Here is a 26,480-nt window from a genome sequence, read left to right as displayed (position 1 = left end):
AAACCCTCTGATACCTGATTACTGATACCTGATCCCTGGATCGCGGGGTGGAGCAGCCCGGTAGCTCGTCAGGCTCATAACCTGAAGGTCAGAGGTTCAAATCCTCTCCCCGCAACCAACTCCAACGAAATTCAACGCCGCAGCTCATCGCTGCGGCGTTTTGGTCTGAGTGGACCGTCGAAACAACGTGAAAGGCATTCCGCCGCGCCTACCTGCAGCGAATGCGAGGGCCCGCTACCGCGCGCCCTCTTGTTCCTCCTCGGCATAGGTCGGATCACTGAGAAGGATATCAAACACCTGCTCGGCCGTGGGGGTCATGCCCTCGGCATCCAGGCGCGACTCGTCCGGACCGGCACCGGCCCACTTCAAGGCCTGCTCGATCTCCTGGTAGGTGGCACCGATGGCCAGGATCGCGGCGATGGTCGCGTCGTCCAGATCTCCCACGAGACGTATCACGTCTTCATGGCTCAGCTGCTGTGTTCTCGCATATCGCTTCTCTGCTTCCGGCATCGTTAACCTCGCCCAGAATGGTTTCACGATGGTCGCCTGCAGGCCTCATCGCCCGGCTCGGCAAGATAGCGAACCGCTGTCCCGACCTTTAGTTTCGCGAATCCGTTGTCCGTGACACTGTTCGCATGAAAATAGATGTCGCCCCAGCCCGTCATCTTCGTCGATCCGCGCCTGGACGGCGTCGGATGGCATTGTGGTGCTGAAGGAGACTGGACTGGGATTTGCATCTTTATACTCGCCCTATCGTTGCCCAGCAAAATCCCAACGAGCGATGTTGGTATTGCCACCAACCTCCGACAGTGAGTACGCGCGTGAGCGCAGGGCGGACGTCCTGACGGTCGGCGCATTGATTCACCCTCGCTGCAATGTTCAGTGCTCCCGGTCGATATCAACGCGCGATCGGCTACGGCCTAGCCGCCGCCGATGCCTTCGATCACTCTTCCGCTGCCGCCGCACTGCTCGCAGGATCCATTGCCGACGCGACCGGTGCCGCGGCATTTGGCGCAGACGTTCTCGCCGGTACCGGGCGTCCCTGGAGTCGCCTGATCGCCGGGGTTGAGACCGGTGGCCGACTCTGAGTGGTCGGGCTCCGGCTTACGCTTGCTGTGAGCTGTCATGTCCTTTCCACCTCCATGTAGAGGTGAACAAGCTGACGAATTCAGGATTGCAGGTATCCGCTGGGAAACAGCTGCGAAGCGGATGAAAAATAATGAAAGGTCGGAAGGCCTATCGCTCAGCGACTTGCTTGCCAAGCATCTGCTGTTTTTGCTGCTGTTCTTCGCGCTGCCGCTTCAGGGCGAAATACACCCGCGCAACCTTCCGCGCGTAGCTGTCGCCGCGCTCTGGCGTGCGCGAATGGTAATGGGCGACAGCCTGCCAGTTATAGCCGACTTCGTTGATCTGCTTGCGCAGGATCCAGGCGGCGATGTTGATATTGAGGCAAGCGTTGTAGAGGTGCCTTTGCTCGATGCCGTATTCCGCCAATGGCTCCAACCAGAGCGAATTGATCTGCATCACGCCCATGTCGACGGAGCCGTTGGTGTTGTAGTTGTTCGCATTCTTGTCGTAGCGGCTTTCCACCCACGCGATGGCCTGCAGCAGCATCGGCGGGACTTTGTAGGTTCGGCCGGCTTCGTTGAAGCAATCCATCATGGTCCGCGGCTGCCCGGCCTGGGCGGCGGAAGCGAAGGCAACGAACAGGAGCAAGGCGAATATGCGAACCATGCGTCGATACCGGAGACGACCCCTGCGGTGTGGGTGGCCGGTAGGATTCGCCGGGAATAGTTAAGGAAGCGTCTATTGCGCGTGGTGCGGAGAGGCCAGAAATGCCGGTATTTCAGCTGTTTTTGGCGCTTTTCCGCGCCCAACAGGACGGATTGGCCGGAGACCTCTGGACAGGATCGCCGTTTGCCGTGCCCTCATTCAGCAGCCCAGACGAGACCGTGTAGCCCCGCCTTGCGCATTACTCCGACAGAGCGCGGCGCGCCTGCGGACGCGCGACCGGCATGGTGCTGCCGCGTTCGCTGATGGTAAATCCAACGTCAATCCGGCGGTCGGCGGGACGCTCGCCGATCTCGATGATTTTCATCACGATCTCCGCGGCCAGCCGGCCCATCTCGTAGCGCGGCGTCGCCACCGAGGAGATCGGCGGGTGCGCGCAGGCCGCGAACTCCAGGTCGTTGAACCCGATGATCGAGATTTGGTCGGGAACCGCGATGTCACGACGCTGGCACTCGAACAGCGCACCAAGCGCAAGATTGTCATCGCAGCAGAACAGGGCCTCAAGATCGGATCGGCGATCGAGAATGGCGCCAATCAACTCCCCACCCGCGCTGACGCTTGATGGCCGCGGCGTCGTGGCGACGAGCCCATCGGTCGGGAGCCGCGCGTCCGCCATGGCGCGGTTGTATCCTTCCATGCGCGCATGGGCGCGCGCATCGAGCCGCGCGGCGGTGTAGCCGATCCTGCGGTGACCACGATCGATCAAGTATTGCGTGGCGGCGTAACCTGCCTGGCGTTGCGATAGGCCGACATTGATGTCGATTGGATCATCGGTCAGCTCGAAGGTCTGGATCACCGGCACGCCCGATCGTTCCAGCAAGCGGCGCCCATGCGGCGTCTGGTCGATGCCAGCAATGATGATGGCTTCCGGATGCTGACCGAGCAGAGTGGCGATGACCTTTTCCTCCTCGTCCGCCGAATAGCGGCTGGAAAACACCACGACCTGGAACCCGGCGGGCAGCAATGTGTCATGCAGGGCGCGCAGATAGTCCGCAAACACGCCGTTGGTGAGCGAGGAGACGATGACGCCGATCGCATGCGTGCGCGCCGAGGCGAGGCGGCTGGCCGCCACGTCCGGCACATAGGCGAGCTCGCTCACGGCCGCATCGATGCGGGCCCGCAATGCGGAGGAAACCATGCGCGGATGGCGCAGGGCGCGCGATACCGTCACCGCGCTGACACCGGCGAGCTTCGCCACATCGGCCAGGGTGCTGCGCTTTCTGCGAATGGGTTCCTCCGTGGGGTGAGCAATGAGGTGTTTTGACGTCAGCCGGGCGCCTAAGTCAATTCTACGAGAAAGCGCTTTCATTGCCAATTGACAGCGCTTTCATTTCTCCCTAATCATGAGGCGCCTGGCGGGAGAGGCAAACAAACAGGGGCACAATCCAGTCGTCCGTCCGGGCCTCAAGCAACAAAGAACGTTCTTTTGGGAGGAATTCGGATGTCTACCTCGACCACGCTTCGGCGGGCGATGGCGCTGCTTGCGGCGGCATCGGTCACCGCTCTGTTCGTTTTCGCGCCTTCTGCCGACGCTCAGGAGGTCGTGTCGGGTCCGGCGGCGGATCCGGAATGCTTCGTGCCCTGGAGCGATCAGACCAAGTTCTTCAAGTTCCCGAAGAAGGATGGGCCGTATCGCATCGCTCTGGCGAATGGGTTCATCGGCAACACCTGGCGCATCCAGATGATCAAGACCGCCAAGGCCTATGCCGAGCAGCCGGAGGTGAAGGCCAAGCTGAAGGAATTCAAGGTGGTCTCGACCGGCGAAGATCTCGCGGCGCAGCTGGCGGCCGTCGATAACTTCATCGATTCGGGTTACGACGCGATTGTCGTGAACGCGCAGAACCCGGCTGCCTTTACGCCCGTCATCAAGCGCGCGAAGAAGGCCGGCGTCGTGCTGGTCGCCTTCGACAACATTCTCGATACCGAGGAAGCGATCAACGTCAACGTCGACCAGAAGGGCCTTGGCGAATATTGGGCCGACTGGCTGGTGAAGAACATACCGAGTGGCGGCAAGGTGCTCGAGGTGCGCGGCGTCGAAGGAACCTCGGTCGACCGCGATCGTCATGAAGGCCTCCACGAAGTGCTGAAGGCGTCCGGCAAGCCGTGGGAGATCGTCGAAGTAGTCGGCAAGTGGGATGACGGTACTGCACAGAAGGTAACGGCCGACGCAATCGCCGTTCACAAGAGCTTCGTCGGTGTGTCGGTGCAGGGTGGATCGACCGGAACCGTCCGCGCCATGATGGATGCGAAGCATCCGTTCGTGCCGGTGGGCGGCGAGACCGAGAACGGCTTCCGCAAGCTGTGCGGCCAATACTCGTCGGAAGGCCTGAAATGTGCGTCGGGCGGCACCGGACCAGCCCAGGTGGCGGTCGCGATCAAGACCGCGATCGCGGCGCTGGAAGGCCAAGTGCTCCCGCAATCCATCAAGCTGCCGCTGGCAAGGGTTGAGGACCCGAACTTCAAGAACGGTCAAGACTACTATGCCGACCAGTCCGACAACTTCTTCGTCGGCAATGCCTTCCCGACCTGCGGCATCAACTTCACAGCCCAGGAGATCATGGGCCAGTCGGAGCAGAACCAGTAACCCACCGTGCATAACGAGACGCCGCTGCCGGTTGGCAGCGGCGTCGCTGTCTGCGAAAGTACCCCATGGATGCGGTGACCGCCCCTCTGTTCCGCATGGAAGGCGTCTCGAAGCGCTATGGCGGTGTACGCGCGCTCGAGGAAGCGAGTTTGCGGGTCGAGGCAGGCAGGATCCATGCGGTGCTTGGCGAGAATGGCGCGGGCAAGTCCACGCTGATCAAGATCATGGCCGGTGTGGTGCAGGCGGACCAGGGCTTGATGGAGCTCGACGGGCGCAAAGTCGCGTTTCCAACACCGAAGGCGGCGAATGGAGCGGGGATCGTCTGCATCTTCCAGGAGTTGTCCCTCATTCCCGATCTGTCGGTGGCGGACAACATCGCCATCAGCGATCCGCCGACGCGCTTCGGCCTGATCGACGGCAGGGCACAGCGGCGGCTGGCGGAAGAAGCGCTGGCGCGCGCCGGCGCGGAAGACATCCACCCGATGGCGCCGGTGAAGGACCTGCCGTTGTCACGCCGGCAGATGGTGGAGATCGCCAAGGCCCTGGCGCGCAGGCCGCGCATCCTCATTCTGGATGAAGCGACCTCTGCCTTGACGGCCGGAGATGTTGCGAAAGTCTTCGCCGTGCTGAAGCGTCTCCGCACGGAAGGCCTGGCGCTCCTCTACATCTCCCATCGCATGCACGAGATCGACGAGCTGGCGGACGAATGCACCGTGTTCCGCAACGGCCGTAACGTCGCGACGTACAAAGCCGGTACCAAGACCGGCAAGGAAGTGGTCGAGATGATGATCGGCCGCGAATACTCCCATGTATTCCCACCGAAGCCTGCTGGCCGCGACCGGACCACGAGCGCCATCGAGGTGCGCAATCTCAGCTGGACCAATCGGCTGACCGACATCTCGTTCCGCGCCAGTCCGGGCGAGATCGTCGGGCTGGGCGGCCTGGACGGGCAGGGGCAGCGGGACTTGCTGCTGGCGCTGTTCGGCGTGCTGAAAGGCCTGTCGGGCGAGATCCTGATCGACGGGCGGCCGGCGCAAATCCGCAGTCCGCGCGCCGCCAAGGGGAGCCGAAATGGCATGGCGCTGATCCCTGAGGACCGCAAGACTGAGGGCCTGATGCTGCCGATGTCGGTGCGCGACAATCTCTCCCTGGCCGCGCTCGGTACCGTCTCGCGGTTCGGCGTCATCGATCAAGTCAAGGAGGCCAAGGCGGTCGAGGAGATGGTGTCTCTCCTTGCGATCCGAACGGCAGGAACCGGGATTTCCGTCGGCTCGCTCTCCGGCGGCAATCAGCAGAAGGTGGTCATTGCCAAGTGGCTGATGATTACGCCACGGATCATCCTGCTGAACGATCCGACGCGCGGCATCGATGTCGGGACCAAGCAGGAGATCTATCAGCTGCTGCGCCGGCTGGCGGACAACGGCGCGACGATCCTGTTCTACTCCACCGACTATGACGAGCTGATCGGCTGCTGCGACCGGGTCCTCGTCATGTATGACGGTGCGATCATCCGCACCCTGGAGGGTGCCGACATCAACGAGCACATGCTGATCAGCAGCGCACTCAACATCCAGACCGAGGGTGAGGCACGCCATGCGTGATTTCCGCTACTGGTTCGCCGAGAACCGCGGCACGCTGCTGGCCATCCTGGTCTTCGTCGTGATGTTCGCGATCTATACCGGCAACCACAGCGCCGGCTTTTCCGCCAATGTCATCACGACGGCCTCCAATAAGGGCGTCCTGCTGGCACTGGTCGCCATGGCGCAGACCATGGTGGTGCTGACCGCCGGCATCGATCTCTCGGTCGGCATGATCTTCGTGCTGGCGAATTGCCTGGCGTCGACCATCGCGGTTGGCACGGCCTTCGAGACGACTCTCGGGATCATCGGAGTGCTGGCGACCGGCATCGCGTGCGGCGCGCTCAATGGCGTAATCGTCATTTATGGCCGGCTGCAGCCGATTGTCACCACGCTGGCGACAGGAGCCGTGTTCTTCGGCATCTCGTTGTGGTTGCGTTCCGTGCCAGGAGGCGATACCAACGCCGATCTGGCGGATGCCTTGACCGGCCAATTGCCTGGCGGGATTCCGACGTCGCTGGTCGTGCTGTTGGGCATTGTGCTGCTGGTGTGGGTGCCGTTCCGCAGGTCCATGCTCGGCCGCGCCGCCTATGCCGTCGGCTCCTCGGAGCCCGCCGCTTATATGTCGGGCGTACCGATCGAGAGGGCGCGCCTGCTCGCTTATGTGCTGTCGGGCTTTCTCGCTTCCTGTGGTGGGCTGATGCTGACCTTCATCACCTATTCGGGCGAGGCCTCGGCCGCGATCGGCGGCACCTATACGCTGAATTCCATCGCCGCCGTCGTGCTGGGCGGCGTATCCCTATTCGGCGGATCGGGCAGCGCCATCGGCGCGATCTTTGGGGCATTCGCGCTGCGCACCATCGGCGATCTCCTGTTCGTGTTCGATATGGAGCCGTTCTGGCAGCCTCTATTCCAGGGCGTCATCCTGCTGGCGGCGGTCACGCTCGGTTCCTTGCGGTTGCTGCGCATCAAGAACCGCCTGGATCTGTTCGGGTAAGCGGCCATGGGAGCTGCGATCATCGGCTTCTTCAATCGGATGGATCGCGCGGTCCTGGCGGCCTTCGCCTGCATCATTGCGCTGTTGCTGGTGGGCAGCCTCTACTCGAGTTCCTTCCTGTCGCCGGAATATCTCCTGCAGCAGCTACAGGTTGCCTCGTTCCTCGGCCTCATCGCCACCGGCATGATGCTGGTGGTGCTGTTGGGCCAGATCGATTTGTCGGTGCCCTGGGTGCTGACCGTTGGTGGCATGATGTCGACGGCCGCCGCCGGCTGGGATGCGCCGTGGAACCTGCTGGCGATTCCCTTCGGCATCTTCTGCGGCATGGCATTGGGTTTCGCCAACGGCATCGGCGTTGCCTATCTACGCGTGCCGTCGATGATCTTCACCCTCGGCATGAATGCGGTGGCCCAGGGCCTGATGGTGTTGCGCACCGGCGGCTTCGCGCCGCAGGATCATGCGACCGAGGCCATGCGCGTGCTGGCGACTGGCCGACTGGTCCTCAATATCCCGAATGCCCTGTTCGTGTGGGGAATCGTCGGCGCGGTCACCATCTTCGTGCTCACGCGCACGACCTTCGGCCGCGCGGTATATGCGATCGGCAACCGCGAGCGCGCCGCGTATCTCTCCGGCCTAGCGACACAGCGGACCGTGCTGCTCGCCTTCACGGCCTCGGGTGGTCTCGCCGCCAGTGCCGGCGTGCTGCTGGCCGGATATTCGACCAAAGCCTACCAGGCGATGGGCGACCCCTACCTTCTGCCGGCGGTTGCCGCCGTCGTGCTGGGCGGCACGAACATCCTGGGCGGTCGCGGTTCCTACCTCGGCACCATCGCCGGCGTCATCCTGATCACGCTGCTGCAGTCGATCCTGTCCGTCATGCAGATCAACGAAGCCGGCCGGCAGTTGATCTATGGCGCCGTCATCATCCTCATGCTGCTGATCTACGGGCGCCAGAGGAAGCAAATCTAGTCGATCGTGGACGGTGGACCTTCCGCGCTCGCCGCGCTATTGCTGGTTATTCGAGCAACCGTGAGGCGGCAGATGAGACCTTTGGCAATCCTCGGCGTGGTGTTGATCCTTCTCGGCATTGCGGGCCTCGTGATGGGCCGCTTCAGCTATACAACTCAGGAGAAGGTCCTGGACCTTGGGCCACTGCAGGCGACCGCTCAGGAGGAGCACAGCGTCGCGATCCCCGATATTGCGGGCATCGCGGCAATTCTGGCTGGCGGGTTCCTGGTCTATATCGGTCGCCGCCGCACCTAGGCGGCCGCCTTCTGCAGCATGCGCTGCAGGAAGGTGAGGTCTAGCCAGCGCTCGAACTTCCACCCCACCTCGCGGAACTGCGCCACCGGCTCGAAGCCGAATTTCCGATGCAGCCGCAGGCTGGCCTCGTTCGTCGCATCGATGCCGGCGATCATGGTGTGGAGCCCGCGGTCAGCCGCGTGCTGGATGATTGCGGGCAGCAGCAGCGATCCGATCCCGCGGCCCCGCCAATCCGCAGCAACATAAACGGAATTCTCGACCGAGTAGAGATAGGCCGGCCAGGGGCGGAACGGGCCATAGCTGGCAAATCCGGCAATCGCTCCGTCGCTTTCCGCGACCAGCACCGGCAGATCCTGGTCGCGCTTGGCCCGAAACCAGGCAAGTTGCTGCTCGCTCGAGCGCGGTTGATAGTCATAGATGGCGGTGGTCGTCAGCACCACGTCGTTGTAGATCGCCAGCATCGCCGCCAGATCGGATTCGTTTGCATCCCGGACATCCATCGCAGCCTCCATACTCTTGTCGCCGACTCATGATTCCACTATAAAAGAAACATGTCTAGTATAGTAGATGAGGCGCTGGATAGCCGGATCGCCGCGCGCATTCGCGCGGAGCGGTCCAGCCGGGGCTGGAGCCTGGAGGAACTGGCAGAGCGATCCGCAGTTTCGCGCGCCATGATCAGCAAGGTGGAGCGCTGCGAGAGCAGCCCGACGGCGGCGCTGCTGGGCCGGCTATCCTCCGCGTTCGGGCTCACGCTCTCGCAACTGCTGGCGCGGGCGGAGCAGGGGACAGCGCGCCTGCTCAATCGCGAAGCGGAACAGGAGCGTTGGCGCGATCGCGAAACCGGCTTCGAGCGCCGTGCCCTGACGCCGCCGGGTTCGGCGTCGCCGCTCGAGCTGGTCTGGGGTGAATTGCCGCCAAAGGCGAAGGTCGACTATCCATCCGCCGCCTTCAATTTCATCGAGGATCAGCAGATCGTGGTGATCGCCGGACGGCTGTCGTTCACGCAAGGCGCGCAGGACTATCAGCTGCGCGCCGGCGATTGCCTGCGTCTAGGCCCACCCGCCGATTGCCGGTTCGAGAATTCCGGCAGCACGGCCTGTCGCTACATCGTGGCCGTGCTGCGCCGCTCCCGCTAGCTCGCTTTGGCCTGCCGCTTGGCCGCTTGCCATGCATCGAGCTTGCTGCGGGCGCCGTTCTTCGCGGGATCCGTCGCTTCGTCGTGACCCGGCCGCTTGGCCGTCAGCTCGATGACATAGCCGTTCGGGTCCCGGAAATAGATGGAATCGATGAACTGGTGATCCGAGATGCCGCGGGTTTCGATGCCCGCCGCCTTGCCCTTCGCCATCATCTTCTCCAGCACCTCGCGCGGAACTTCCAAGGCGATATGCAGGTCATAATCATGCTGGGCCTTGAAGTCGAACGGCATGTCCGGTGCTTCGAAGAAAGCCAGGCACGATCCGTCATCCATCCTGTAGAAGGTGTGAAGCGTGTTGGTCTTGCGACCGCTCTTGGTCTCCTTGATCTCCAGCGTGTTGCACAACGGGAGGCCAAGGAAATCTTCGTAGAAGCGCCGCGTCTCTTCCGAATCCCGGCAGCGATAGGCGTTGTGATGCAGACCTTTAATCATGCGACTCTCCATCGCAATGAATGCATGCGCCTAGATGGCATTGAATTGCTGTTGCTTGACCGACTCACAGAGGCCGTAGAACACCTCGTTGACCTTGGGCCAGCTCTTCTGTTTCTTCATGTTGTTCAGCCAGCGCTGGACGTTGGGGTATTTGCTGAAGTCGCAGCGAATGACTTCGCCCAGCGTCACCAGGCCCGCGCCGAAATAGTCGGCGATGGTGATCTGATCGCCGGTGAGATACTGCTTGTTTGGCCCGATCCAATGCTGGTCGAGCAGGCGCAGCCACTCCTGCGCGCGTTCCTTGCCCCAATCGATCGTGGCGGCGTGGATCTCATCGGTCTTGCGCTTGTGATGCGGGAAGACCTGCGGATAGATGAAGCCGTAGGCCCAGTCGCGATAGAAGTTGGTGTTAATCCAGTCCATCACCTCGTTGACCTTGGCGCGTTTCTTCAGGTCCTTGGGATAGGCGGGAGAGTCGATCTTGTCGGCCAGGTATTTGAGAATCGCCGAGCTCTCGGTCAACCGGAAATCGCCATCCTCCAGCACCGGCACCATATGGTTGGGATTGATGGCGAGGAACGACTCCTTGTAATGCTCGCCGGTGAAGAGGTCGACGACCTGCTCTTCGACCGGGATGTTGTTGTCCGCGATGAACAAGCGCACCGGGCGGCTCGTCATCGAGACTGGATGCATATAGAGCTTCATGTCTGTCCTCCCGTCTGGTTCTTGTCGGCCCTAGTGTCACCGGCGCGTTGCAATAACCCTACACCGCTTCCGGGCGCGCGGGTAGTATGGAAGCACCGCAACTTCAGGGCGGGGCAATGCTGGAACCCATTCAGGGTACCGACAATCTGATACGGCGCGCTGCGGGAAGCAGTGTAGCGAGCCTCTTCCTAATGCAGGCGCGGATCTATCCCGACCGCCTCGCGCTGGTGGAGGGTGATCGCACACTCACCTATGGCCAGTTCGGCCAGCGGGTCGCCGCGCTGGCAGGGTGGCTGGAGCGCCGCGGCGTCAAGCCGGGCGACCGGATCGCCATCCTGTCCGAGAATCGCCTGGAATATCTGGAGCTGTTCCTGGCCGCTGCGTGGATCGGAGCGATCTTCGCCTGCCAGAATTGGCGGCTGGCAGCACCGGAGCTGGCGCATTGCATCGCGCTGGTCGAGCCGCAGGCCATCCTGGTTTCTCCGCGCCACGCGGATCGGCTCTCGGAATTGCCTGTCCAGATCCCGATTGTACTGACGTTCGGGCCTGACTACGAGTCTGTGGTGACGTCGAACAACGGGACCGGGTCGCCGCATGCACTCGATCCCGAATGCCCTCTGCTGGTTCTCTACACCAGCGGCACGACGGGACTGCCCAAAGGCGCAGTGATCAGCCATCGCGCCGAGATCGCGCGCAACATGGTGCTGCGGGCGGAATTCGGCATTGCTGCGGAGGATGCCTTCGTGGCCTGGTCGCCGCTCTACCACATGGGCGCGGCGGAGTTCTCGCTTGGTACTCTGATGTGTGGCGGCACGGTCTTCGTCGTGGACGGCTTCAATGTCGCGCGGCTGTGCGAGATCGTCGGCACGGAGCAGCTGGGTTGGCTGTTGCTCATGCCCGGCATGGTCGGGCGCTTCTCCGAGGAGCTGAAGCGCACCAGCACGCGCGCCAAGGGCGTGAGGGTGTGCGGCGTGATGGCCGACCTGGTGCCGCCGGCGGAGATCGCGGAGGTGACAACTTTGCTCGGCGCGCCTTATGCGAACACCTTTGGCGCGACAGAAACAGGTTGTCCGCCTTGCTCCTCGAATCTCATTTCCATCGGTGCCATACCAACCAGACTGTCGAAGCAGCAAAGCCCGTTCTGCGAGGTTCGCCTGGTCGACGCGGAGGATCGCGACGTGCCCGACGGCACGCCGGGCGAGCTGTGCATGCGCGGACCAACGCTATTCAGCGGCTACTGGCGCGCGCCGGAGACCAACGCGCAGGACTTCCGCGGCGGTTGGTTCCACATGGGCGATGTGTTCGTGCGCACTCCGGACGGAACGCTCGACTTCGTCGACCGCGTCAAATACCTCATCAAGTCCGGCGGGGAGAATATCTATCCGGCGGAGATCGAACGGGTGCTGCTGCAGGATGCACGCGTGGCCGATGCGGCGGTCGTGCGGAAACGCGATCCAAAATGGGGCGAGGTGCCGGTGGCTATTGTTGCACGCCGCGATGATGCGCTGACAAAGGACGAGCTGCGGGCCCGCTGCCGCGAACAGCTCGCGGGCTACAAGCAGCCCAAGGAGATCTACTTCATTCCGTTCGACGCATTCCCGCGCAGCGCATCCGGCAAGATCCAGCGCCACGAATTGGAGCGCCGTTTTGCAGGCCAAGAGATTGAAGGAGAGGGAGCCTCATGAGTTCCGGACCCGAAGCGCCGACGACCAGCATTGCCAGCCACACTAGCGACGACGTGTTCGTTCGCGGCAGGAGTCTGTGCAAGGAGCTGATCGGCCAACGCAGCTTCACTGAGATGATCTATTTCCAGGTTCTCGGACGCATGCCGACTCCCGATCAGACCGCCTTGATCGATGCCTGTCTGGTTGCGCTGATGGAGCATGGATTGACGCCGAGCGTGCTGGCGGCGCGCCTGACCTACTCCAGCGCGCCGGAAGCGGTGCAGGGCGCTGTCGCCGCAGGCTTGCTGGGTGTCGGCAGCCGCTTCGTCGGCAGCATGGAGGGATGCGCGACGCTGCTGCAGCGGATCGTGGCGGCGGAAGACGGCGAGGCCGAAGCGAAGCGGATCGCGGTGGAGCACCGCGGCACGCGTGCTCCGCTGCCTGGCTTTGGCCATCCGACCCACAGGCCGGATGATCCGCGCGCCCAGCGCTTGTTGGAGTTGGCGCGGTCTCGCCAGGTCGCCGGCCGGCACGTCGCAGCCATCGAAACGCTCAGTGCCGCGGTCGATGCGACCTACGGCCGCCACATCACGATCAATGCGACCGGCGCGATCGCTGCCATTCTCGGCGATTGCGGGGTGCCGTCGGAGATCGCGCGTGGCTTCGGCCTGATCGCCCGCTGCGCCGGCTTGATCGGCCATCTCTACGAAGAGCATGAGACGCCTGCGATGCGGGCAATCTGGGACGCTGCCGAACGAGCGGTGCCTTACGACCCGGGAAGAAGCGGAGTCTAGGGAGCAAGGAAGCAGCCGGCACGTCCAGGCTTGCGGAAGTCTCCGCAGTATGGCATCAACCCTCCATGATCGACGCAAGGCCATTTGCCAAAGCTCTTTGGTGGCGCTCCGTCTAGGAGCGGCGCGTCGTCGTTTTCGTACCTGTCAGACGTTTGCCGCCGTGAATCGGTAGGCGACGTCAATCCTGGTGACCAGCTTTCGATCGCGGCGGCTCCAACCCGGAGAATCCGCCATGTATCATGTTTCTATTCAAAAACCGATCATCCTCACCGGCGATCGCACGACCGGTCCGCTGCATCTCGGCCACTATGTCGGTTCGCTGAAAAACCGGGTCCGGATGCAGGACACGCATCGCCAATTCCTGCTCCTCGCCGACATGCAGGCGCTGACCGATCACGCGCACGATCCGGAGAAGGTGCGCCGCAACGTCTTCGAGATCGCACTGGACTACCTCGCCATTGGGATCGATCCGGAGAAAAGCACTATCTGCGTGCAATCAGGCCTGCCGGCGCTGGCCGAGCTGACCATGCTCTATCTGAACTTCGTCACGGTCGCTCGCCTCGAACGGAACCCGACAATCAAGGACGAAATCCGTATGCGCGGCTTCGGCCGGGACATTCCGGCGGGTTTCCTGTGCTATCCGGTCGCCCAGGCGGCCGATATCACGGCGTTCAAGGCGACTGTCGTACCCGTCGGTGAGGACCAGGCGCCGCTCATCGAGCAGACCAACGAGATCGTGCGCCGCATCAATACGCAGATTGGTCGCAGCGTGCTCGTGGAGGCTGAGGCCGTCATCCCGCGCGTTGGCCGCCTGCCCGGTATCGACGGCAAGGCGAAGATGAGCAAGTCGCAGGGCAATGCGATCCTCCTGTCCGCAGGACCGCAAGATATCCGGCAGGCGGTCCGCCAGATGTACACGGACCCGAACCACCTCCGCGCGAGCGACCCCGGGACAATCGAGGGCAATGTCGTCTTCACCTATCTGGATGCCTTCGACGAGGATGAGGCTGCCATCGCCGCGCTGAAGGCGCAGTACCGCCGCGGTGGCCTCGGGGACATGGCCGTGAAGCAGCGGCTCGAAGCCGTATTGCAGGAGCTGCTGGCGCCGATCCGGGAGCGCCGCGCGGCCTACGCCCGTGATCTGGACTACGTGCGTGACGTCCTGCGAGAGGGGACCAGGACAGCACGGGACGTCACGGATGCCACGCTTCAAGACGTCAGGGCGGGATTGAGGCTGTTCCAGCTCGACCAGGGCCGGCGAGTTCATCAGCCGCCTGAGCTCACGCCTTGATCGAAGAGCTCAGGAGTCTGGCGCCGCCTTAGAGTTTAACCCACTTGCCGTCCTTGGCCGATGATTTCACCGCAGCCTCAATGAAGGCGATCCCGCGCACACCGTCGTCGACGGTCGGGAACGTGACGGCTGGATCGAGCTTCTTCTTCGCGCGCGCCGCGCGGATGGCGGCGGCGACCTCGGTGTAGATACTGGCGAAGCCTTCCAGATAACCCTCCGGGTGCCCGGGTGGGACGCGGGTCACGCGCGCGGCCGCTGCATTGGCGCTCGGCGATCCGCGCGAGAGAATTTGCGGCGCCTTATTGAGCGGCGACCAGATCAGCTGGTTGGGGTGCTCCTGCCACCACTCCAGCCCGCCCTTCGTACCATAGACCCGGAGCTTGAGGTTGTTCTCATTGCCGGGTGCGACCTGGCTCGCCCACAGCATGCCTTTGGCGCCGCCCTTGAACCGCATCATGATATGCACGTTGTCGTCGAGCTTGCGCCCCTTCACGAAGCTGGTGAGATCGGCACTCAGCGAGTCTAGCTGCAGCCCGGTCACGAAGCTGGCGAGGTGGAAGGCGTGGGTGCCGATATCGCCGAGGCATCCGCCGGCGCCGGCGCGCTTGGGATCGTTGCGCCAGACCGCCTGCTTCTGGCCTGTATCTTCGATCTTCTCGGTCAGCCAGTCCTGCGGATATTCCGCCTGCACGAGGCGGAGCTCTCCCAGTTCGCCTGCTTTCACCATCGCGCGGGCATGCCGCACCATCGGGTAACCGGTGTAGTTGTGGGTGAGGGCGAAGATGCGGCCGCTCTGCTTCACCGCTTTTTCCAGCGACAAAGCTTCCTTCAGATTCACCGTCAGCGGCTTGTCGCAGATCACGTGCATGCCGGCCTTGAGGAACGCTTTCGCCGCCGGTGCATGCGTATCGTTGGGCGTAACGATCGCCACCGCTTCGATGCCGTCCGGCCGCTTGGCTTCGGTCTTCGCCATGGTTTCGAAATCGTCATAGATGCGATCGGGCGCGAGGCCGAGCGCTTGGCCGGAGCGCCGCGCTTTGTCTGGTGTCGAGGACAGCGCGCCCGCGACCAGCACATAGTGATCATCCAGGCGCGCGGCGATGCGGTGGACGGCGCCGATGAAAGCGCCTTCGCCGCCACCCACCATCCCCAGACGAATGCGTGCATCAGCCGTTTCGCGGCTGCGGCCTTCGATTGGCATTTTGCTCCCCCTTTGTGATTTTTATCGAATGCCCAGCATGCGCCGGTTCGCTTCCAGATCCGCGCCGCTCGACGCGAAATCGTCGAACGCCTTCTCCGTCACCCGGATGATGTGATCGCGAATGAAGACCGCGCCTTCGCGCGCGCCTTCCTCGGCATCCTTGATGCAGCACTCCCACTCCAGAACGGCCCAGCCCTGGAAGCCGTATTGCGCGAACTTGGAGAAGATGGCGCGGAAGTTCACCTGTCCATCGCCCGTTGAGCGAAAACGGCCGGCGCGATCCACCCATTTCTGGTACCCGCCATAGACCCCGCTGCGGCCGTTCGGATTGAGCTCGGCATCCTTCACGTGGAACATCTTGATGCGCTCGTGATAGATGTCGATATATTCCAGGTAATCGAGTGCCTGCAGCACGAAGTGCGATGGGTCAAAGAGGATAGTGCAGCGTGGGTGGTTCTTCACCCGCTCCAGGAACATCTCGAACGTCACGCCGTCGTGCAGGTCCTCGCCAGGATGCACCTCGTAGCAGACGTTGACGCCGACATTGTCGAACGCATCGAGGATCGGCTTCCAGCGCTTCGCCAACTCGTCGAACGCCGTTTCCACCAGTCCAGCGGGCCGCTGCGGCCAGGGATAGAAGTACGGCCAAGCCAGCGCGCCCGAGAAAGTGGCATGCTCGGTGAGGCCCATGTTCTTCGAAGCCTTCGCCGCCAGCATCAGCTGATCGACCGCCCATTCCTGCCGTGCCTTCGGATTGCCGCGCACCTTCGGATCGGCAAAGCCGTCGAACGCTTCGTCGTAGGCGGGATGCACTGCCACCAGCTGGCCCTGCAGGTGCGTCGACAGCTCAGTGACCTGGATGCCGTGCTTGGCGGCAGTCGCCTTCATGTCGTCGCAGTAGCTCTTGGATTCGGCAGCCTTCTTTAGGTCGAACAGCCGTCCATCCCAGCTTGGCATCTGCACGCCCTTGAAGCCGAGCTTGGATGCCCAGGCACAAATCGAATCCAATGAATTGAACGGCGCCTTGTCGCCGGCATACTGCGCGAGGAAAATCGCCGGCCCCTTGATGGTCGTCATCGCCATGGAATAGTCCTCCCAACGAAGCGGCCGCGCGGTCTCGCGCCACGTCGGCCGGATGAATGATCACATATAGCTATTCACCAGGTTCTCAAGATACTCCTGCTTGCCGGAGCGCGGCTGCGGTTCGGCGTTCTTGGCCTCCACGCGGGCCGCGAGATCCGCCAGCGAGTGCTCTCCGGACAGGATAGCCTTTCCTTCCGGACTGTCCCAGGCCGCATATCGCTCCTTTACGTGCCGAGCGAGGGCGCCGTCCTCGATCATCTTGGCAGCGATCAGCAGGCCGCGCGCGCCCACATCCATGCCGCCGATATGGCCATATAGCAGGTCGTCCGGATCCAGCGATTGCCGACGGATTTTGGCGTCGAAGTTGAGCCCGCCGGTCGTGAACCCGCCGCCCTGGATGATGTGATACATCGCGTAAGCGGTCTCGGGGATATTGTTCGGGAACTGGTCGGTATCCCAGCCAAGCTGCGGGTCGCCGCGATTCATGTCGATCGAACCGAAGATGCCGAGCGCCACCGCCAGCGCGATCTCATGCTCAAAGGAATGGCCGGCGAGAGTCGCGTGATTGGCTTCGATATTGACCTTCACCTCGTTCTCGAGGCCGTAGCGTTTGAGGAAGCCATAGACCGATGCGACATCGAAATCATACTGATGCTTGGTCGGCTCGCGCGGTTTGGGTTCGATGAGGATCGTGCCCTTGAAGCCGATCTTCTTCTTGTGGTCGACGACCAGGGACAGGAAGCGGCCGTACTGATCCATCTCGCGCTTGAGATCGGTGTTGAGTAGGGTCTCGTAGCCTTCGCGGCCGCCCCACAGCACGTAGTTCTTGCCACCCAGCTCGTGCGTGATATCGAGCACGTTCTTCACCTGCGCCGCGGCATAGGCGAAGACTTCCGGGTCCGGGTTGGTGGCAGCACCGGCGATGTAGCGCCGGTTGGAGAACAGGTTCGCCGTACCCCACAACAGGCCGACCTTGTTCTCTTCCATCTTGCGCGCGAAGACATCCGCGATCTGGCGCACATTGCGATTGGATTCGGCGATGGTCGATCCTTCCGGCGCAACGTCGCGGTCGTGGAAGGTGAAGAACGGTACGCGCAGCAGGCGGAACATCTCGAACGCCACATCGGCCTTTTGCCGCGCCAGCTGCATCGGATCGCCTGCCTGCATCCACGGGCGCTGGAAGCTATCGCCGCCGAACGGGTCAGTGCCTGGCCAGACGAAGCTGTGCCAATAGCAGACGGCGAAGCGCAGCTGATCCTCCATGCGCTTGCCCAGCACCTGCTTGTCGGGATCGTAGTATTTGAAGGCGAGCGGATTCCTGGAGCTTGGCCCCTCATAGGGGATCGGCTGCTCCGGTCCGAAGAACTTGCTCATCGGGTCGCCTCCTTGATGGCGGGGTAAAGCTTGCGATAGTGGGCATAGGCGCCGGCATAGGCGTCGCGCAGGGTCGATTGGGGCTCCAGCGTCTCCATCCGCCGCGGTGGCTTGCATACCGCGCTCGGCGGCTCTCCGGTCGCTGCCATGCGCCCGAGCAGCGCGCCGCCCATCGCACCGCTGACTTCGCTGTCGGCCAGACGGTTGACCGGCAAGTCGAGCACGTTGGCAATGATCGCCAGCCAGAGCTTCGATCGCGCGCCGCCGCCGATGGCGTCGACCGACTTCAGGCGCGTTCCGGCGTCGCGCAAGGCCTCCAGGCAATCGCGCATGGCGAAGGCGACACCTTCCATGACCGATTGGGCGAGGACCGCACGCGATGTGTCGTGCGACATGCCCGCGAATGCGCCGCGAATATCGGCGTCATTGTGCGGCGTGCGCTCGCCGGAGAGATAGGGCAGGAACACGACCGAACTCGGCCGCTCGACGGCCTCGCCCAGCTCCTTCAGCAGATCGCCCTCGGCAACCCCGACCACGCTCGATAACCACGACAGGCACGACGCGGCGGAGAGGATCACGCCCATCTGATGCCAGGTGTTCGGCACGCAGTGGCAGAAGGCATGCACGGCGGCGGTCGTATTGGGCGCGAAGCCGGCTGTCGTGGCCCACAGCACGCCAGAGGTACCGAGCGATACGAACGCATCGCCTGGATGGATCGCACCCAGCGCGATCGCACCCGCCGCGTTGTCGCCGGCGCTGCCGGCGATCACGGGCGGCTGCACCATGCCCCAGCGCTGTGCGAGTTCGGCCCGCAATCGGCCGGCCGGCGCCGTGCCTTCGACCAGTGCCGGCATGTGGTCGATCGACAGGTCGGTGGCCTCCAGCGCGGCCTTGGACCACGCGCGCTTGCCAACTTCGAGCCATGCCGTGCCGGAGGCATCCGACATGTCCTCGATATACTCGCCGCTCAGGCGATAACGCAGATACGCTTTCGGCAGCAGCACCTTGGCGACGCGTGCGAAAATCGCGGGTTCGTGCCTCTTCACCCAGACGAGCTTGGGCGCCGTGAATCCCGGCAAAGTCGGATTGCCCGTGATGCTGCCCAAGGCGGGCAGGCGCTCCTCCAGCTCTTTGCATTCCTTCGCCGATCGCACGTCGTTCCACAGGATGCACGGGCGAAGGACATTGCCGGATTTGTCGAGCAAAGTCGCGCCGTGCTGCTGGCCGGAGAGTCCGATGCCGCGCACTGTCGCCATCTCGCGCGGTGCCTGTTTGGCGAGGTTGTCCAGCGCGGAGAGTGTCGCCTGGTACCAGCTTTCCGGATCCTGCTCGGAAAAACCGGGAGCGGGGCGGCTGACCTTCAGCGGCTCCGACGCAGTCGCGATCAGGCGACCATCTTCGCCGATCAGGATGCTCTTGATCGAAGAGGTGCCGAGGTCGATGCCGATGAACATGATTGCGTGCCTGATTCAGGGAAGATTATCGCGCAGGAAGATGTCGATGCGAATCCGCTCCTGATCTGCGATCACGGGCTGATTGGTACAATGCGCCAGCAGGATACGCGCCGCTGAGCGTGCCTCATGTCCCGGGTCCTGATTGATGATCGCGGCCATGGTGCCGTGAATCAGATAACGCCGAGAGAAATCGGTCAACTCATGCGCGATGAAAACGACGTCGCGTGCGCGGCTCGCCGCCTCCAGAGCGTCGGCGATTCCACGATTGCCGGCGCCGACCGAGTAGATCCCGACCAGATCCGGCTGCTCGGCTAACAGCTTGTCCGCCACTTGCCGGCAACGCTGCGTGTCATCGCGCCCTTCCAGCGCGGGCAGGGTGTGAAGATGTGGGTACTCCGAGGCAATCACCTGCTGGAATCCGAACATCCGCTCCGCATGGTCGCGCAGCGCCAGGCTGCCAGCGATGATGCCGATCGGTCCTCTCCGTTGCGCGGAGAAGCGCCCCATCAGCGTCGCCACCGTGCGGCCCGCCGCTGAATTGTCGATGCCGACATAGCGATGCCGGCGCGAGTTCGGCACGTCGGAAACCAGTGTCACCACCACCATGCCCGCTTCGACCATCGCATCGATAGCATCCCGCACCACCGGATGATCGAGCGCGACGGTCGCCACGCCGTGATATCTGCCGATCAGTCCACGCAAGGTGTCGGCCAGCACGTACGGGTCGAACACGTCGACGCGCAGCAGGTCGCCATAGGCCTGCTGCTCGGCCAGCGACATCAGCGTGCGATCGACCTGCGCGGCGAGCAGGCTCATGAAGGTGTTGGTGCCCGTCGGCAGCACAAAGCAGAACTGGTACTGGATTCCGCGCGCCAGGCGTACCGCGGCCGGATCGGGGCGATAGCCGAGCCGCACCAGAGATTGCTCGACGCGCTCCATGGTGCGTGGGCTTACCCCCGGCCGGTGATTCAGCACGCGATCGACGGTGGCCAGGCTGACGCCAGCCGCCTCCGCAACATCCACCAGAGTTGTGCGCCGATGACGATTCGACATGCGCATACTTTGCTCTGAGGCAATGACGTGCGCAACACATTCTTGAGGTGAATACCTCAGGTCTGATGACGTGTTGTTGAGTTGATCTGCCCAGTGTTTAGTTTGAAATCGTTTCCAGTATGACCTACGACCAGTCATGTCGCGTCAGAATGCTGCGCTGCAGCGGTAAACCCCACAGAAAAGTTCCGTCGAGGGACGAATGTTCATTGCATTGTTTAGTATCATGGTCTACTACTAAACATCACGACGAGGCCGCTTAAGACGAGTCAGGCGCGGCAGCGGCGGCATCAACAAGCACAAGCAAGCCCAGCCACGCCCAAGTGGACGGGGTTGGGATCTCCCGGTGGCAGGGGTGCCTGGGAGATGAATCTCAACAGTGGGAGGAAATCGAGATGAGGAAGCTACTGGCGAGCGCAAGCGCGCTGGCCGCGATCGTCGCTCTGGCGCCGATGGGCGAAGCACAAGCCGCCGAACTGACCTTGTGCTGGGCCGCCTGGGACCCAGCCAACGCTCTGGTCGAAATGTCCAAGGATTTCGAGAAGGCGAGCGGCACGAAGATGAAGTTCGAGTTCGTGCCGTGGCCGAATTTCGCCGACCGCATGCTCAATGAACTGAATTCCGGCGGCAAGCTGTGCGATCTGCTGATCGGTGACTCGCAGTGGATCGGCGGCTCCGCAGAGAACGGCTATTACGTGAAGCTGAACGATTTCTTCGACAGGGAAGGAATCAAGATGTCGGACTTCGCGGATGCCACCGTCTACGCCTATTCCACCTGGCCGAAAGGCACGCCGAACTACTGGGCGCTGCCGGCGATGGGCGACGCGAACGGTTGGTTTTATCGCAAGGATTGGTTCGAGAATCCGAACCTGCAAGCGGAATATAAGGCGAAGTACAACCGCGACCTGGCACCGCCAAAGACCTGGACCGAGCTCAAGGAGACGGCGGAGTTCTTTCAAGGCCGCAAGATCGACGGCAAGACGGTGTATGGCGCCGCGATCTTCACGGAGCGCGCTTCGGAAGGCATCACCATGGGCGTCACCTCGGCGCTCTATCCGTACGGCTTCAAGTACGAGAACACACCTGGCAAGTACGACATGGAAGGCGCGGTGAACTCTGCGGACGCCGTCGCGGGTCTGGAGATGTACAAGGAGATCTACAAGTGCTGCACACCTCCGGGCTACACCGACAGCTACATGGGTGAGGGACTCGACGCCTTCAAATCGGGCCAGGTCGCCATGATGATGAACTGGTTCGCCTTCATGCCCGGCATGGCGAAGGACGAGAAGGTCGGCACGGTCACCGGGTTCTTCGTCAATCCGGGCCAGAAGGTCGCCGCCTCGACCCTGGGCGGGCAGGGCATCTCCGTCGTCGCAAACACCGACAACATGGAAGGCGCGCTGGCGTACATCAAATGGTTCGCCCAGCCCGACGTGCAGAAGAAGTGGTGGTCGCTGGGCGGCTATGCCTGCCACAAGGCCGTGCTGAATGACCCGAGCTTCAAGGACTCGCAGCCCTTCGCGGCGCAGTTCCTGGAGGCTATGGGCGGCGTGCAGGACTTCTGGCAGGAGCCGGCCTATGCCTCGCTGCTGCAGGCGATGCAGAAGCGCATGCATGACTATGTCGTGGCCGACAAGGGCACGGCTAAGGAGGCCCTGGACGGCCTGATCCAAGACTGGACTGCGATCTTCCAGGAAGAAGGCAAGATCTAGCAGTTTGATTATACTTCCGCGCCGGCATCTCCGGACTGGACATCCGGAGATGCCGCAGGAGCCAGGAATCGCATGCCCGACATCAATGCCGTTGCAGACCGCGTCGCGAGCGCGACTCCGCCGAGCGTGGCGCGCGCCATCCGCGGCCTGTCCGACTGCTCGATCGCGTGGCTGTTCGTCGCGCCGACGATCGTTCTGCTGCTGGCGATCAACATCTTTCCGCTGATCTGGACGATCCATCTCAGTTTCACGAACTACGCCTCGAACCGGCCCAACCGCCCGGTCGTGAATGTCGGATTGAAGTGGTACCAGGATATTTTGAGCTCGCCGGAAGTCTGGGCGGCCATGCAGGCGACCGCGCATTTCGTGTTCTGGACCATCTTCTTCCAGACACTGATTGGCTTCACCTTGGCCTATCTCGTCGACCGCAAGTTCCGCGGCCACGCCTTCTGGACGACCATCATCCTCATCCCGATGATGCTATCGCCGGCCGTGGTCGGCAACTTCTGGAAGTTCCTCTATCAGCCGCAGATCGGCCTGTTCAATTACATCGTCTCGTTCTTCACCGGCCTACCGCCGTCGTCGTTCGAGATGCTGGGCTCCGTCACGCTCGCGCCGTGGGCGATCGTGATCGTCGATACCTGGATGTGGACGCCTTACGTGATGCTGATCTGCCTCGCGGGGCTGCGGTCCATCCCCGACTACATCTACGAAGCGGCGGAGGTAGATCGCGCCTCCAAGTGGCGGCAGTTCTGGTCCATCACGCTGCCGATGGCGCTGCCGTTCATCATGCTGGCGGTGCTGTTCCGCGGCATCGAGAACTTCAAGATGTTCGACATGGTGATGCTGCTGACCGGCGGCGGGCCCGGCTCCACCACGGAACTCGCCTCCATCACGCTCAAGCGCCAGGCGTTCGAGGCCTATCGCACCGGTTACTCCTCGGCCTTCGCCATCATCCTGTTCGTGGTGGTATTCGGACTCGCCAACATCTACGTGCGGGCCCTTAACAAGGTGAAGCAGAGATGAGCGGCGCCAGCACTGCGCATTCGGTCGTAGAGCCGTCCGCCACTTCCAAGCGGATAGCGGCCTTCCTGGTGATCCTCTATGCTGTGGTCACCATGGTCCCGCTGGCCTGGATCTTCGCCACCGCCTGGAAGACGCCGCCGGACTCGATCTCTTATCCGCCGAAGATCGTTTTCGATCCATCGCTCGAAGGCTACTGCAATCTCTTCACCACGCGGACACGTCAGACTGACGAATACATCGAATCGCTTGGCCCGCCCCAGGGCGCCTGCGAGGAGGTCACGCGCAAGCGCGAAATGGTGATCGCCGGTCCGTCGAACTACATCCCGCGCTTCATCAACTCGCTGATCATCGCCTTCGGCTCGACCTTCCTGGCTGTTTCCTTGGGGGTGTTCGCGGCCTATGCCTTCTCGCGCTTCAAGATCCCGCTGAAGGATGACCTGCTGTTCTTCATTCTTTCGACGCGCATGATGCCGCCGATCGCGGTCGCGATCCCGATCTATCTCATGTACCGCGAAGTTGGCCTGTCGGATTCCGCTCTCGGCATGGTCCTGCTCTACACGGCCGTCAACGTGTCGCTGGCCGTCTGGCTGCTCAAGGGCTTCATCGACGAAATCCCGCGGGAGTACGAGGAGGCCGCGATGATCGACGGCTATACACGGCTGCAGGCCTTCTTCAAGGTCGTGCTGCCCCAGGCCGCGACCGGCATCGCCGCCACCTCGATCTTCTGCCTGATCTTCGCCTGGAACGAATATGCCTTCGCGGTTCTGCTGACCTCTGGGCAGGCGCAGACCGCACCGCCTTTCATTCCAACCATCATCGGGGAGGGCGGCATGGACTGGCCGGCGGTCGGCGCGGGAACCACTCTGTTCCTGATTCCGGTCGTGGTGTTCACCGTGTTGTTGCGCAAGCATCTGCTGCGCGGCATCACCTTCGGTGCGGTGCGGAAATGAGCGCGCTGCCGCAATCCACGCCGAGTAAGGGCGCGCCGCAGAAGCGCTGGCCGCGTTGGGCACGCCGGAACCTGATGGAGAACATCGCCGTCGCGCTCATCGCGATCGGGGTCCTCATGCTCGTGCAGCCATTCACAATCACACTCTATGGCTGGTCCTTCACGGTCGTATTGGTGGGAACCGTCATGTTCACGATCGTCAGCAAGTTCCCGGAGTAGATCATGGCTGAGATCCGGGTCGAGCAACTGCACAAGAGCTTCGGCGATTTTGCCGCAGTCAAGGACTCTAACTTCGTCGTGGAGAGCGGCGATTTCTTCGTCCTGCTCGGACCGTCGGGCTGTGGCAAGACCACGACCTTGCGCATGATCGCGGGACTGGAGCTGCCGACCTCGGGGCGCATCCTGCTCGGCGGCAATGACGTGACCTTCAAGCGCGCGGCGGAGCGCGACATCGCCTTCGTGTTCCAGCTGTTCGCGCTCTATCCGCACATGAACGTGCGCAAGAACATCGCGTTCTCTCTGAAGTGCCAGGGAATGCCGCAGAAGGAGATCAACCGCCGGGTCGAGGAAGCAGCGCGCATCTTGAGGATCGAGCATATCCTCGACAAATCCGTGACGGGCCTCTCCGGTGGCGACCGGCAGCGCGTGGCGCTCGGCCGCGCGATCGTGCGCGAGCCGATGTGCTTCCTGATGGATGAGCCGCTAGGTGCGCTCGATTCCGAGTTCCGGCACCTGATGTGCAGCGAGCTGCGCGGCCTGCACGATCGGCTGAAGGCAACGACGGTCTATGTCACGCATGATCAGCTCGAAGCCATGTCCATGGCGGACAAGATCGCCATCATGAATCGCGGCGAAGTCGAGCAGTTCGGCCCGCCGCAGGAGATCTATGCCAGACCGGCTAGCATGTTCGTTGCGGATTTCATCGGTTCGCCGCCGATGAACTTCCTGCATTTCCACGCGGGCATTCCGCGCGGCTCCGGCGAAGCGCTGCTAGGCGATGCCGTGGTGGAGATGCCGGTGCTGCAAGAGGACGTGGCGCCGCGCGACTTGGCGCTCGGCGTCCGGCCGGAGCATATCGCCTTCGACGACAATTCGCCTTTGCGTGGCGCGGTCTATGGCAGCGAATATCTGGGCACGACGCAGATCGTCACGGTCAACACGCAGTTCGGGCAGATCAAGGCCCGCACCAAGTCGACCGGTGAAGTAAGGCCTGGAGAGAATGTCGGCCTGCGCTTCGCCTCAAGTCGCCTCTCTTTGTTCGACAAGCAAAGCGGTCGTGCCGTTCGGTCGGCCCTGTTCGACGGAGCGGCTCATGGCTGAGGTACGCCTCGAGCGGGTCGAAAAACGCTTTGGCGACGTGACCGCCGTCACCGGAATCGACCTCACTATCCACGATGGCGAGTTCGTCGTTCTGCTAGGCCCGACGGGCGCCGGCAAGACGACGACGCTGCGCTTGATCGCCGGTCTCGAAAAGCCTGATCACGGGCGCGTTTCCATCGGCGGCCGCGATGCGACACCCCTGTCGCCGATGGAGCGCAACGTCGCCTTCGTGTTCCAGCAATACTCGCTCTATCCACATCTTAGCGTCTACGACAACCTGGCTTTCCCGCTGCGCTCGCCGGCGCGGCGCGTGGACGAGGATGCGATCCGGCATACGGTCGAACGAGTCGCCAAGCTGCTGCGCATCGACCAGAAGCTGCAGAACCGCGCCACGCGCCTCTCCGGCGGCGAGATGCAGCGGGTCGCGATCGGCCGGGCCTTGGTTCGCTCGCCCTCGATCTACCTGATGGATGAGCCGCTCTCGTCGCTTGATGCCAAGCTGCGGGCCGAGCTGCGCCTGGAGCTGAAGCACATTCAGCAGGATCTTGGCGCGACAATGCTCTATGTCACGCACGATCAGACCGAGGCCATGACTATGGCCACCCGGATCGGCGTGCTGGATCACGGCCGCCTAGTGCAGATCGGGTCGCCGCGCGAGATCTACGAATCGCCGCGCAACATCTATGTGGCGACGCGACTCGGCATGCCCTCCATCAACCTGCTGCCGCCATCCGCCTTTCCGTCGCATCCGGCGCCGGCCGGCACCTGGACCATCGGCGCCCGGACGGAGCATGTGACCATCGCGCGCGCCAATGGCGGTGCCCACGCTAAAGTGGAGTGGATCGAGCATCTCGGCGATCAGAACCATTTGCATCTCACGATCGGGCAGCACAAGCTGGTGACGCTGGTCGATCCGGAGGTCGAATTGTCGGTCGGCGATGCGGTCGATATCGCCCTGCGCCGGCCGCTTTATTTCGGCGCGGATGGTGAGCGGATCAGAATCTAGGAGCTGAGTGGA

The 26,480-nt window shown here is 62.8% G+C and carries 27 protein-coding genes and 1 tRNA gene; 16 read left to right on the top strand and 12 right to left on the bottom strand.

Features of this window, described 5'->3' with window-relative positions:
• The first annotated feature begins 41 nt into the window (after window positions 1-41).
• Window positions 42-118: transfer RNA gene (locus tag DTX69_RS24860), tRNA-Met, on the top strand.
• A gap of 116 nt (window positions 119-234) precedes the next feature.
• Here the strand turns inward: DTX69_RS24860 and DTX69_RS24855 are convergent.
• The 4 genes from DTX69_RS24855 to DTX69_RS24840 all read right to left on the bottom strand — a co-directional run bounded on the left by DTX69_RS24855 (window position 235) and on the right by DTX69_RS24840 (window position 2,989).
• Window positions 235-510 (bottom strand): hypothetical protein, encoded by a 276-nt coding sequence (locus tag DTX69_RS24855; protein WP_119304274.1) that lies wholly within the window; start codon window positions 508-510, stop codon window positions 235-237.
• Between the two features lie 410 nt (window positions 511-920).
• Complete coding sequence (locus DTX69_RS24850) at window positions 921-1,127, bottom strand: hypothetical protein (protein ID WP_119304273.1); 207 nt, start codon at window positions 1,125-1,127, stop codon at window positions 921-923.
• A gap of 109 nt (window positions 1,128-1,236) precedes the next feature.
• Entirely contained in the window at window positions 1,237-1,734 is a 498-nt protein-coding gene (locus DTX69_RS24845; protein ID WP_162917531.1) for a lytic transglycosylase domain-containing protein, read from the bottom strand.
• A 238-nt stretch (window positions 1,735-1,972) separates the two neighbouring features.
• Window positions 1,973-2,989 (bottom strand): LacI family DNA-binding transcriptional regulator, encoded by a 1,017-nt coding sequence (locus DTX69_RS24840; protein ID WP_284736053.1) that lies wholly within the window; start codon window positions 2,987-2,989, stop codon window positions 1,973-1,975.
• Window positions 2,990-3,232: 243 nt separating this feature from the next.
• On the opposite strand from DTX69_RS24840, the gene DTX69_RS24835 reads away from it, so the two are divergent.
• From DTX69_RS24835 to DTX69_RS24815, 5 genes are all read left to right on the top strand, one after another.
• Entirely contained in the window at window positions 3,233-4,375 is a 1,143-nt protein-coding gene (locus DTX69_RS24835) for a sugar ABC transporter substrate-binding protein (protein WP_284736052.1), read from the top strand.
• Between the two features lie 65 nt (window positions 4,376-4,440).
• On the top strand, window positions 4,441-5,976 hold the full coding sequence (locus DTX69_RS24830; RefSeq protein ID WP_119304270.1) for a sugar ABC transporter ATP-binding protein: 1,536 nt from the start codon (window positions 4,441-4,443) through the stop codon (window positions 5,974-5,976).
• Window positions 5,969-6,949 carry an ABC transporter permease gene (locus DTX69_RS24825; RefSeq protein ID WP_119304269.1) on the top strand — a complete coding sequence of 327 codons (981 nt, stop codon included), beginning with the start codon at window positions 5,969-5,971 and terminating at the stop codon, window positions 6,947-6,949. Before DTX69_RS24830 ends, DTX69_RS24825 begins: the two co-directional genes overlap by 8 nt.
• 6 nt (window positions 6,950-6,955) lie before the next feature.
• Window positions 6,956-7,918 (top strand): ABC transporter permease, encoded by a 963-nt coding sequence (locus DTX69_RS24820; RefSeq protein ID WP_119304268.1) that lies wholly within the window; start codon window positions 6,956-6,958, stop codon window positions 7,916-7,918.
• Window positions 7,919-7,990: 72 nt separating this feature from the next.
• The gene (locus tag DTX69_RS24815; protein WP_119304267.1) at window positions 7,991-8,212 is read left to right on the top strand and encodes a hypothetical protein; all 222 of its coding nucleotides are present in this window, start codon (window positions 7,991-7,993) and stop codon (window positions 8,210-8,212) included.
• Here DTX69_RS24815 and DTX69_RS24810 read toward each other — a convergent pair.
• Entirely contained in the window at window positions 8,209-8,712 is a 504-nt protein-coding gene (locus DTX69_RS24810) for a GNAT family N-acetyltransferase (protein ID WP_119304287.1), read from the bottom strand. The two genes, DTX69_RS24815 and DTX69_RS24810, sit on opposite strands and share 4 nt — an antisense overlap.
• 51 nt (window positions 8,713-8,763) lie before the next feature.
• On the opposite strand from DTX69_RS24810, the gene DTX69_RS24805 reads away from it, so the two are divergent.
• Window positions 8,764-9,348 carry a helix-turn-helix domain-containing protein gene (locus tag DTX69_RS24805; RefSeq protein ID WP_119304266.1) on the top strand — a complete coding sequence of 195 codons (585 nt, stop codon included), beginning with the start codon at window positions 8,764-8,766 and terminating at the stop codon, window positions 9,346-9,348.
• Here the strand turns inward: DTX69_RS24805 and DTX69_RS24800 are convergent.
• Both DTX69_RS24800 and DTX69_RS24795 read right to left on the bottom strand, forming a co-directional pair.
• Window positions 9,345-9,839 (bottom strand): VOC family protein, encoded by a 495-nt coding sequence (locus tag DTX69_RS24800; protein ID WP_119304286.1) that lies wholly within the window; start codon window positions 9,837-9,839, stop codon window positions 9,345-9,347. The two genes, DTX69_RS24805 and DTX69_RS24800, sit on opposite strands and share 4 nt — an antisense overlap.
• A gap of 30 nt (window positions 9,840-9,869) precedes the next feature.
• Window positions 9,870-10,544 carry a glutathione S-transferase family protein gene (locus DTX69_RS24795; RefSeq protein ID WP_119304265.1) on the bottom strand — a complete coding sequence of 225 codons (675 nt, stop codon included), beginning with the start codon at window positions 10,542-10,544 and terminating at the stop codon, window positions 9,870-9,872.
• 116 nt (window positions 10,545-10,660) lie between these two features.
• On the opposite strand from DTX69_RS24795, the gene DTX69_RS24790 reads away from it, so the two are divergent.
• The 3 genes from DTX69_RS24790 (at window position 10,661) to trpS (ending at window position 14,293) form a co-directional block, all read left to right on the top strand.
• Entirely contained in the window at window positions 10,661-12,229 is a 1,569-nt protein-coding gene (locus DTX69_RS24790) for a class I adenylate-forming enzyme family protein (RefSeq protein ID WP_119304264.1), read from the top strand.
• On the top strand, window positions 12,226-13,002 hold the full coding sequence (locus DTX69_RS24785; protein ID WP_119304263.1) for a citryl-CoA lyase: 777 nt from the start codon (window positions 12,226-12,228) through the stop codon (window positions 13,000-13,002). Before DTX69_RS24790 ends, DTX69_RS24785 begins: the two co-directional genes overlap by 4 nt.
• 232 nt (window positions 13,003-13,234) lie before the next feature.
• The gene (gene trpS, locus DTX69_RS24780) at window positions 13,235-14,293 is read left to right on the top strand and encodes a tryptophan--tRNA ligase (RefSeq protein ID WP_284736051.1); all 1,059 of its coding nucleotides are present in this window, start codon (window positions 13,235-13,237) and stop codon (window positions 14,291-14,293) included.
• A gap of 28 nt (window positions 14,294-14,321) precedes the next feature.
• Here the strand turns inward: trpS and DTX69_RS24775 are convergent, their stop codons facing one another.
• The 5 genes from DTX69_RS24775 to DTX69_RS24755 are packed head-to-tail and all read right to left on the bottom strand — an operon-like array spanning window position 14,322 to window position 20,458.
• Window positions 14,322-15,494, bottom strand: coding sequence for a Gfo/Idh/MocA family protein (locus DTX69_RS24775; RefSeq protein ID WP_284736050.1), 1,173 nt, complete (start codon window positions 15,492-15,494; stop codon window positions 14,322-14,324).
• Between the two features lie 21 nt (window positions 15,495-15,515).
• Window positions 15,516-16,577, bottom strand: coding sequence for a sugar phosphate isomerase/epimerase family protein (locus DTX69_RS24770; protein ID WP_456073062.1), 1,062 nt, complete (start codon window positions 16,575-16,577; stop codon window positions 15,516-15,518).
• Window positions 16,578-16,637: 60 nt separating this feature from the next.
• Window positions 16,638-17,951 carry a xylose isomerase gene (gene xylA / locus DTX69_RS24765; RefSeq protein WP_119304262.1) on the bottom strand — a complete coding sequence of 438 codons (1,314 nt, stop codon included), beginning with the start codon at window positions 17,949-17,951 and terminating at the stop codon, window positions 16,638-16,640.
• Window positions 17,948-19,405: a xylulokinase gene (gene xylB / locus DTX69_RS24760; protein WP_119304261.1), complete on the bottom strand. Its 1,458-nt coding sequence runs from the start codon at window positions 19,403-19,405 to the stop codon at window positions 17,948-17,950. The genes xylA and xylB overlap by 4 nt, the downstream gene beginning before the upstream one ends.
• Window positions 19,406-19,420: 15 nt before the next feature.
• Window positions 19,421-20,458, bottom strand: a complete 1,038-nt coding sequence (locus DTX69_RS24755) for a LacI family DNA-binding transcriptional regulator (protein WP_284736049.1) — start codon at window positions 20,456-20,458, stop codon at window positions 19,421-19,423.
• 392 nt (window positions 20,459-20,850) lie between these two features.
• Between DTX69_RS24755 and DTX69_RS24750 the strand changes: the two genes are divergently transcribed.
• The 6 genes from DTX69_RS24750 to DTX69_RS24725 all read left to right on the top strand — a co-directional run bounded on the left by DTX69_RS24750 (window position 20,851) and on the right by DTX69_RS24725 (window position 26,468).
• Window positions 20,851-22,167: an ABC transporter substrate-binding protein gene (locus tag DTX69_RS24750; RefSeq protein ID WP_119304259.1), complete on the top strand. Its 1,317-nt coding sequence runs from the start codon at window positions 20,851-20,853 to the stop codon at window positions 22,165-22,167.
• A 72-nt stretch (window positions 22,168-22,239) separates the two neighbouring features.
• Complete coding sequence (locus DTX69_RS24745; protein ID WP_119304258.1) at window positions 22,240-23,193, top strand: carbohydrate ABC transporter permease; 954 nt, start codon at window positions 22,240-22,242, stop codon at window positions 23,191-23,193.
• Window positions 23,190-24,143 (top strand): carbohydrate ABC transporter permease, encoded by a 954-nt coding sequence (locus DTX69_RS24740; RefSeq protein ID WP_119304257.1) that lies wholly within the window; start codon window positions 23,190-23,192, stop codon window positions 24,141-24,143. Before DTX69_RS24745 ends, DTX69_RS24740 begins: the two co-directional genes overlap by 4 nt.
• Window positions 24,140-24,361, top strand: coding sequence for an MAPEG family protein (locus DTX69_RS24735; RefSeq protein WP_119304256.1), 222 nt, complete (start codon window positions 24,140-24,142; stop codon window positions 24,359-24,361). Before DTX69_RS24740 ends, DTX69_RS24735 begins: the two co-directional genes overlap by 4 nt.
• A gap of 3 nt (window positions 24,362-24,364) precedes the next feature.
• On the top strand, window positions 24,365-25,462 hold the full coding sequence (locus DTX69_RS24730; protein ID WP_119304255.1) for an ABC transporter ATP-binding protein: 1,098 nt from the start codon (window positions 24,365-24,367) through the stop codon (window positions 25,460-25,462).
• Window positions 25,455-26,468 (top strand): ABC transporter ATP-binding protein, encoded by a 1,014-nt coding sequence (locus DTX69_RS24725; protein WP_119304254.1) that lies wholly within the window; start codon window positions 25,455-25,457, stop codon window positions 26,466-26,468. The genes DTX69_RS24730 and DTX69_RS24725 overlap by 8 nt, the downstream gene beginning before the upstream one ends.
• Window positions 26,469-26,480: the final 12 nt, after the last annotated feature.

Source organism: Dongia deserti, from assembly GCF_003574735.1.
GTDB classification, from domain to species: Bacteria; Pseudomonadota; Alphaproteobacteria; order Dongiales; family Dongiaceae; genus Dongia_A; species Dongia_A deserti.
Note: the sequence above shows the minus strand (reverse complement) of the source record. Positions and strands in the feature narration are given on the sequence as shown.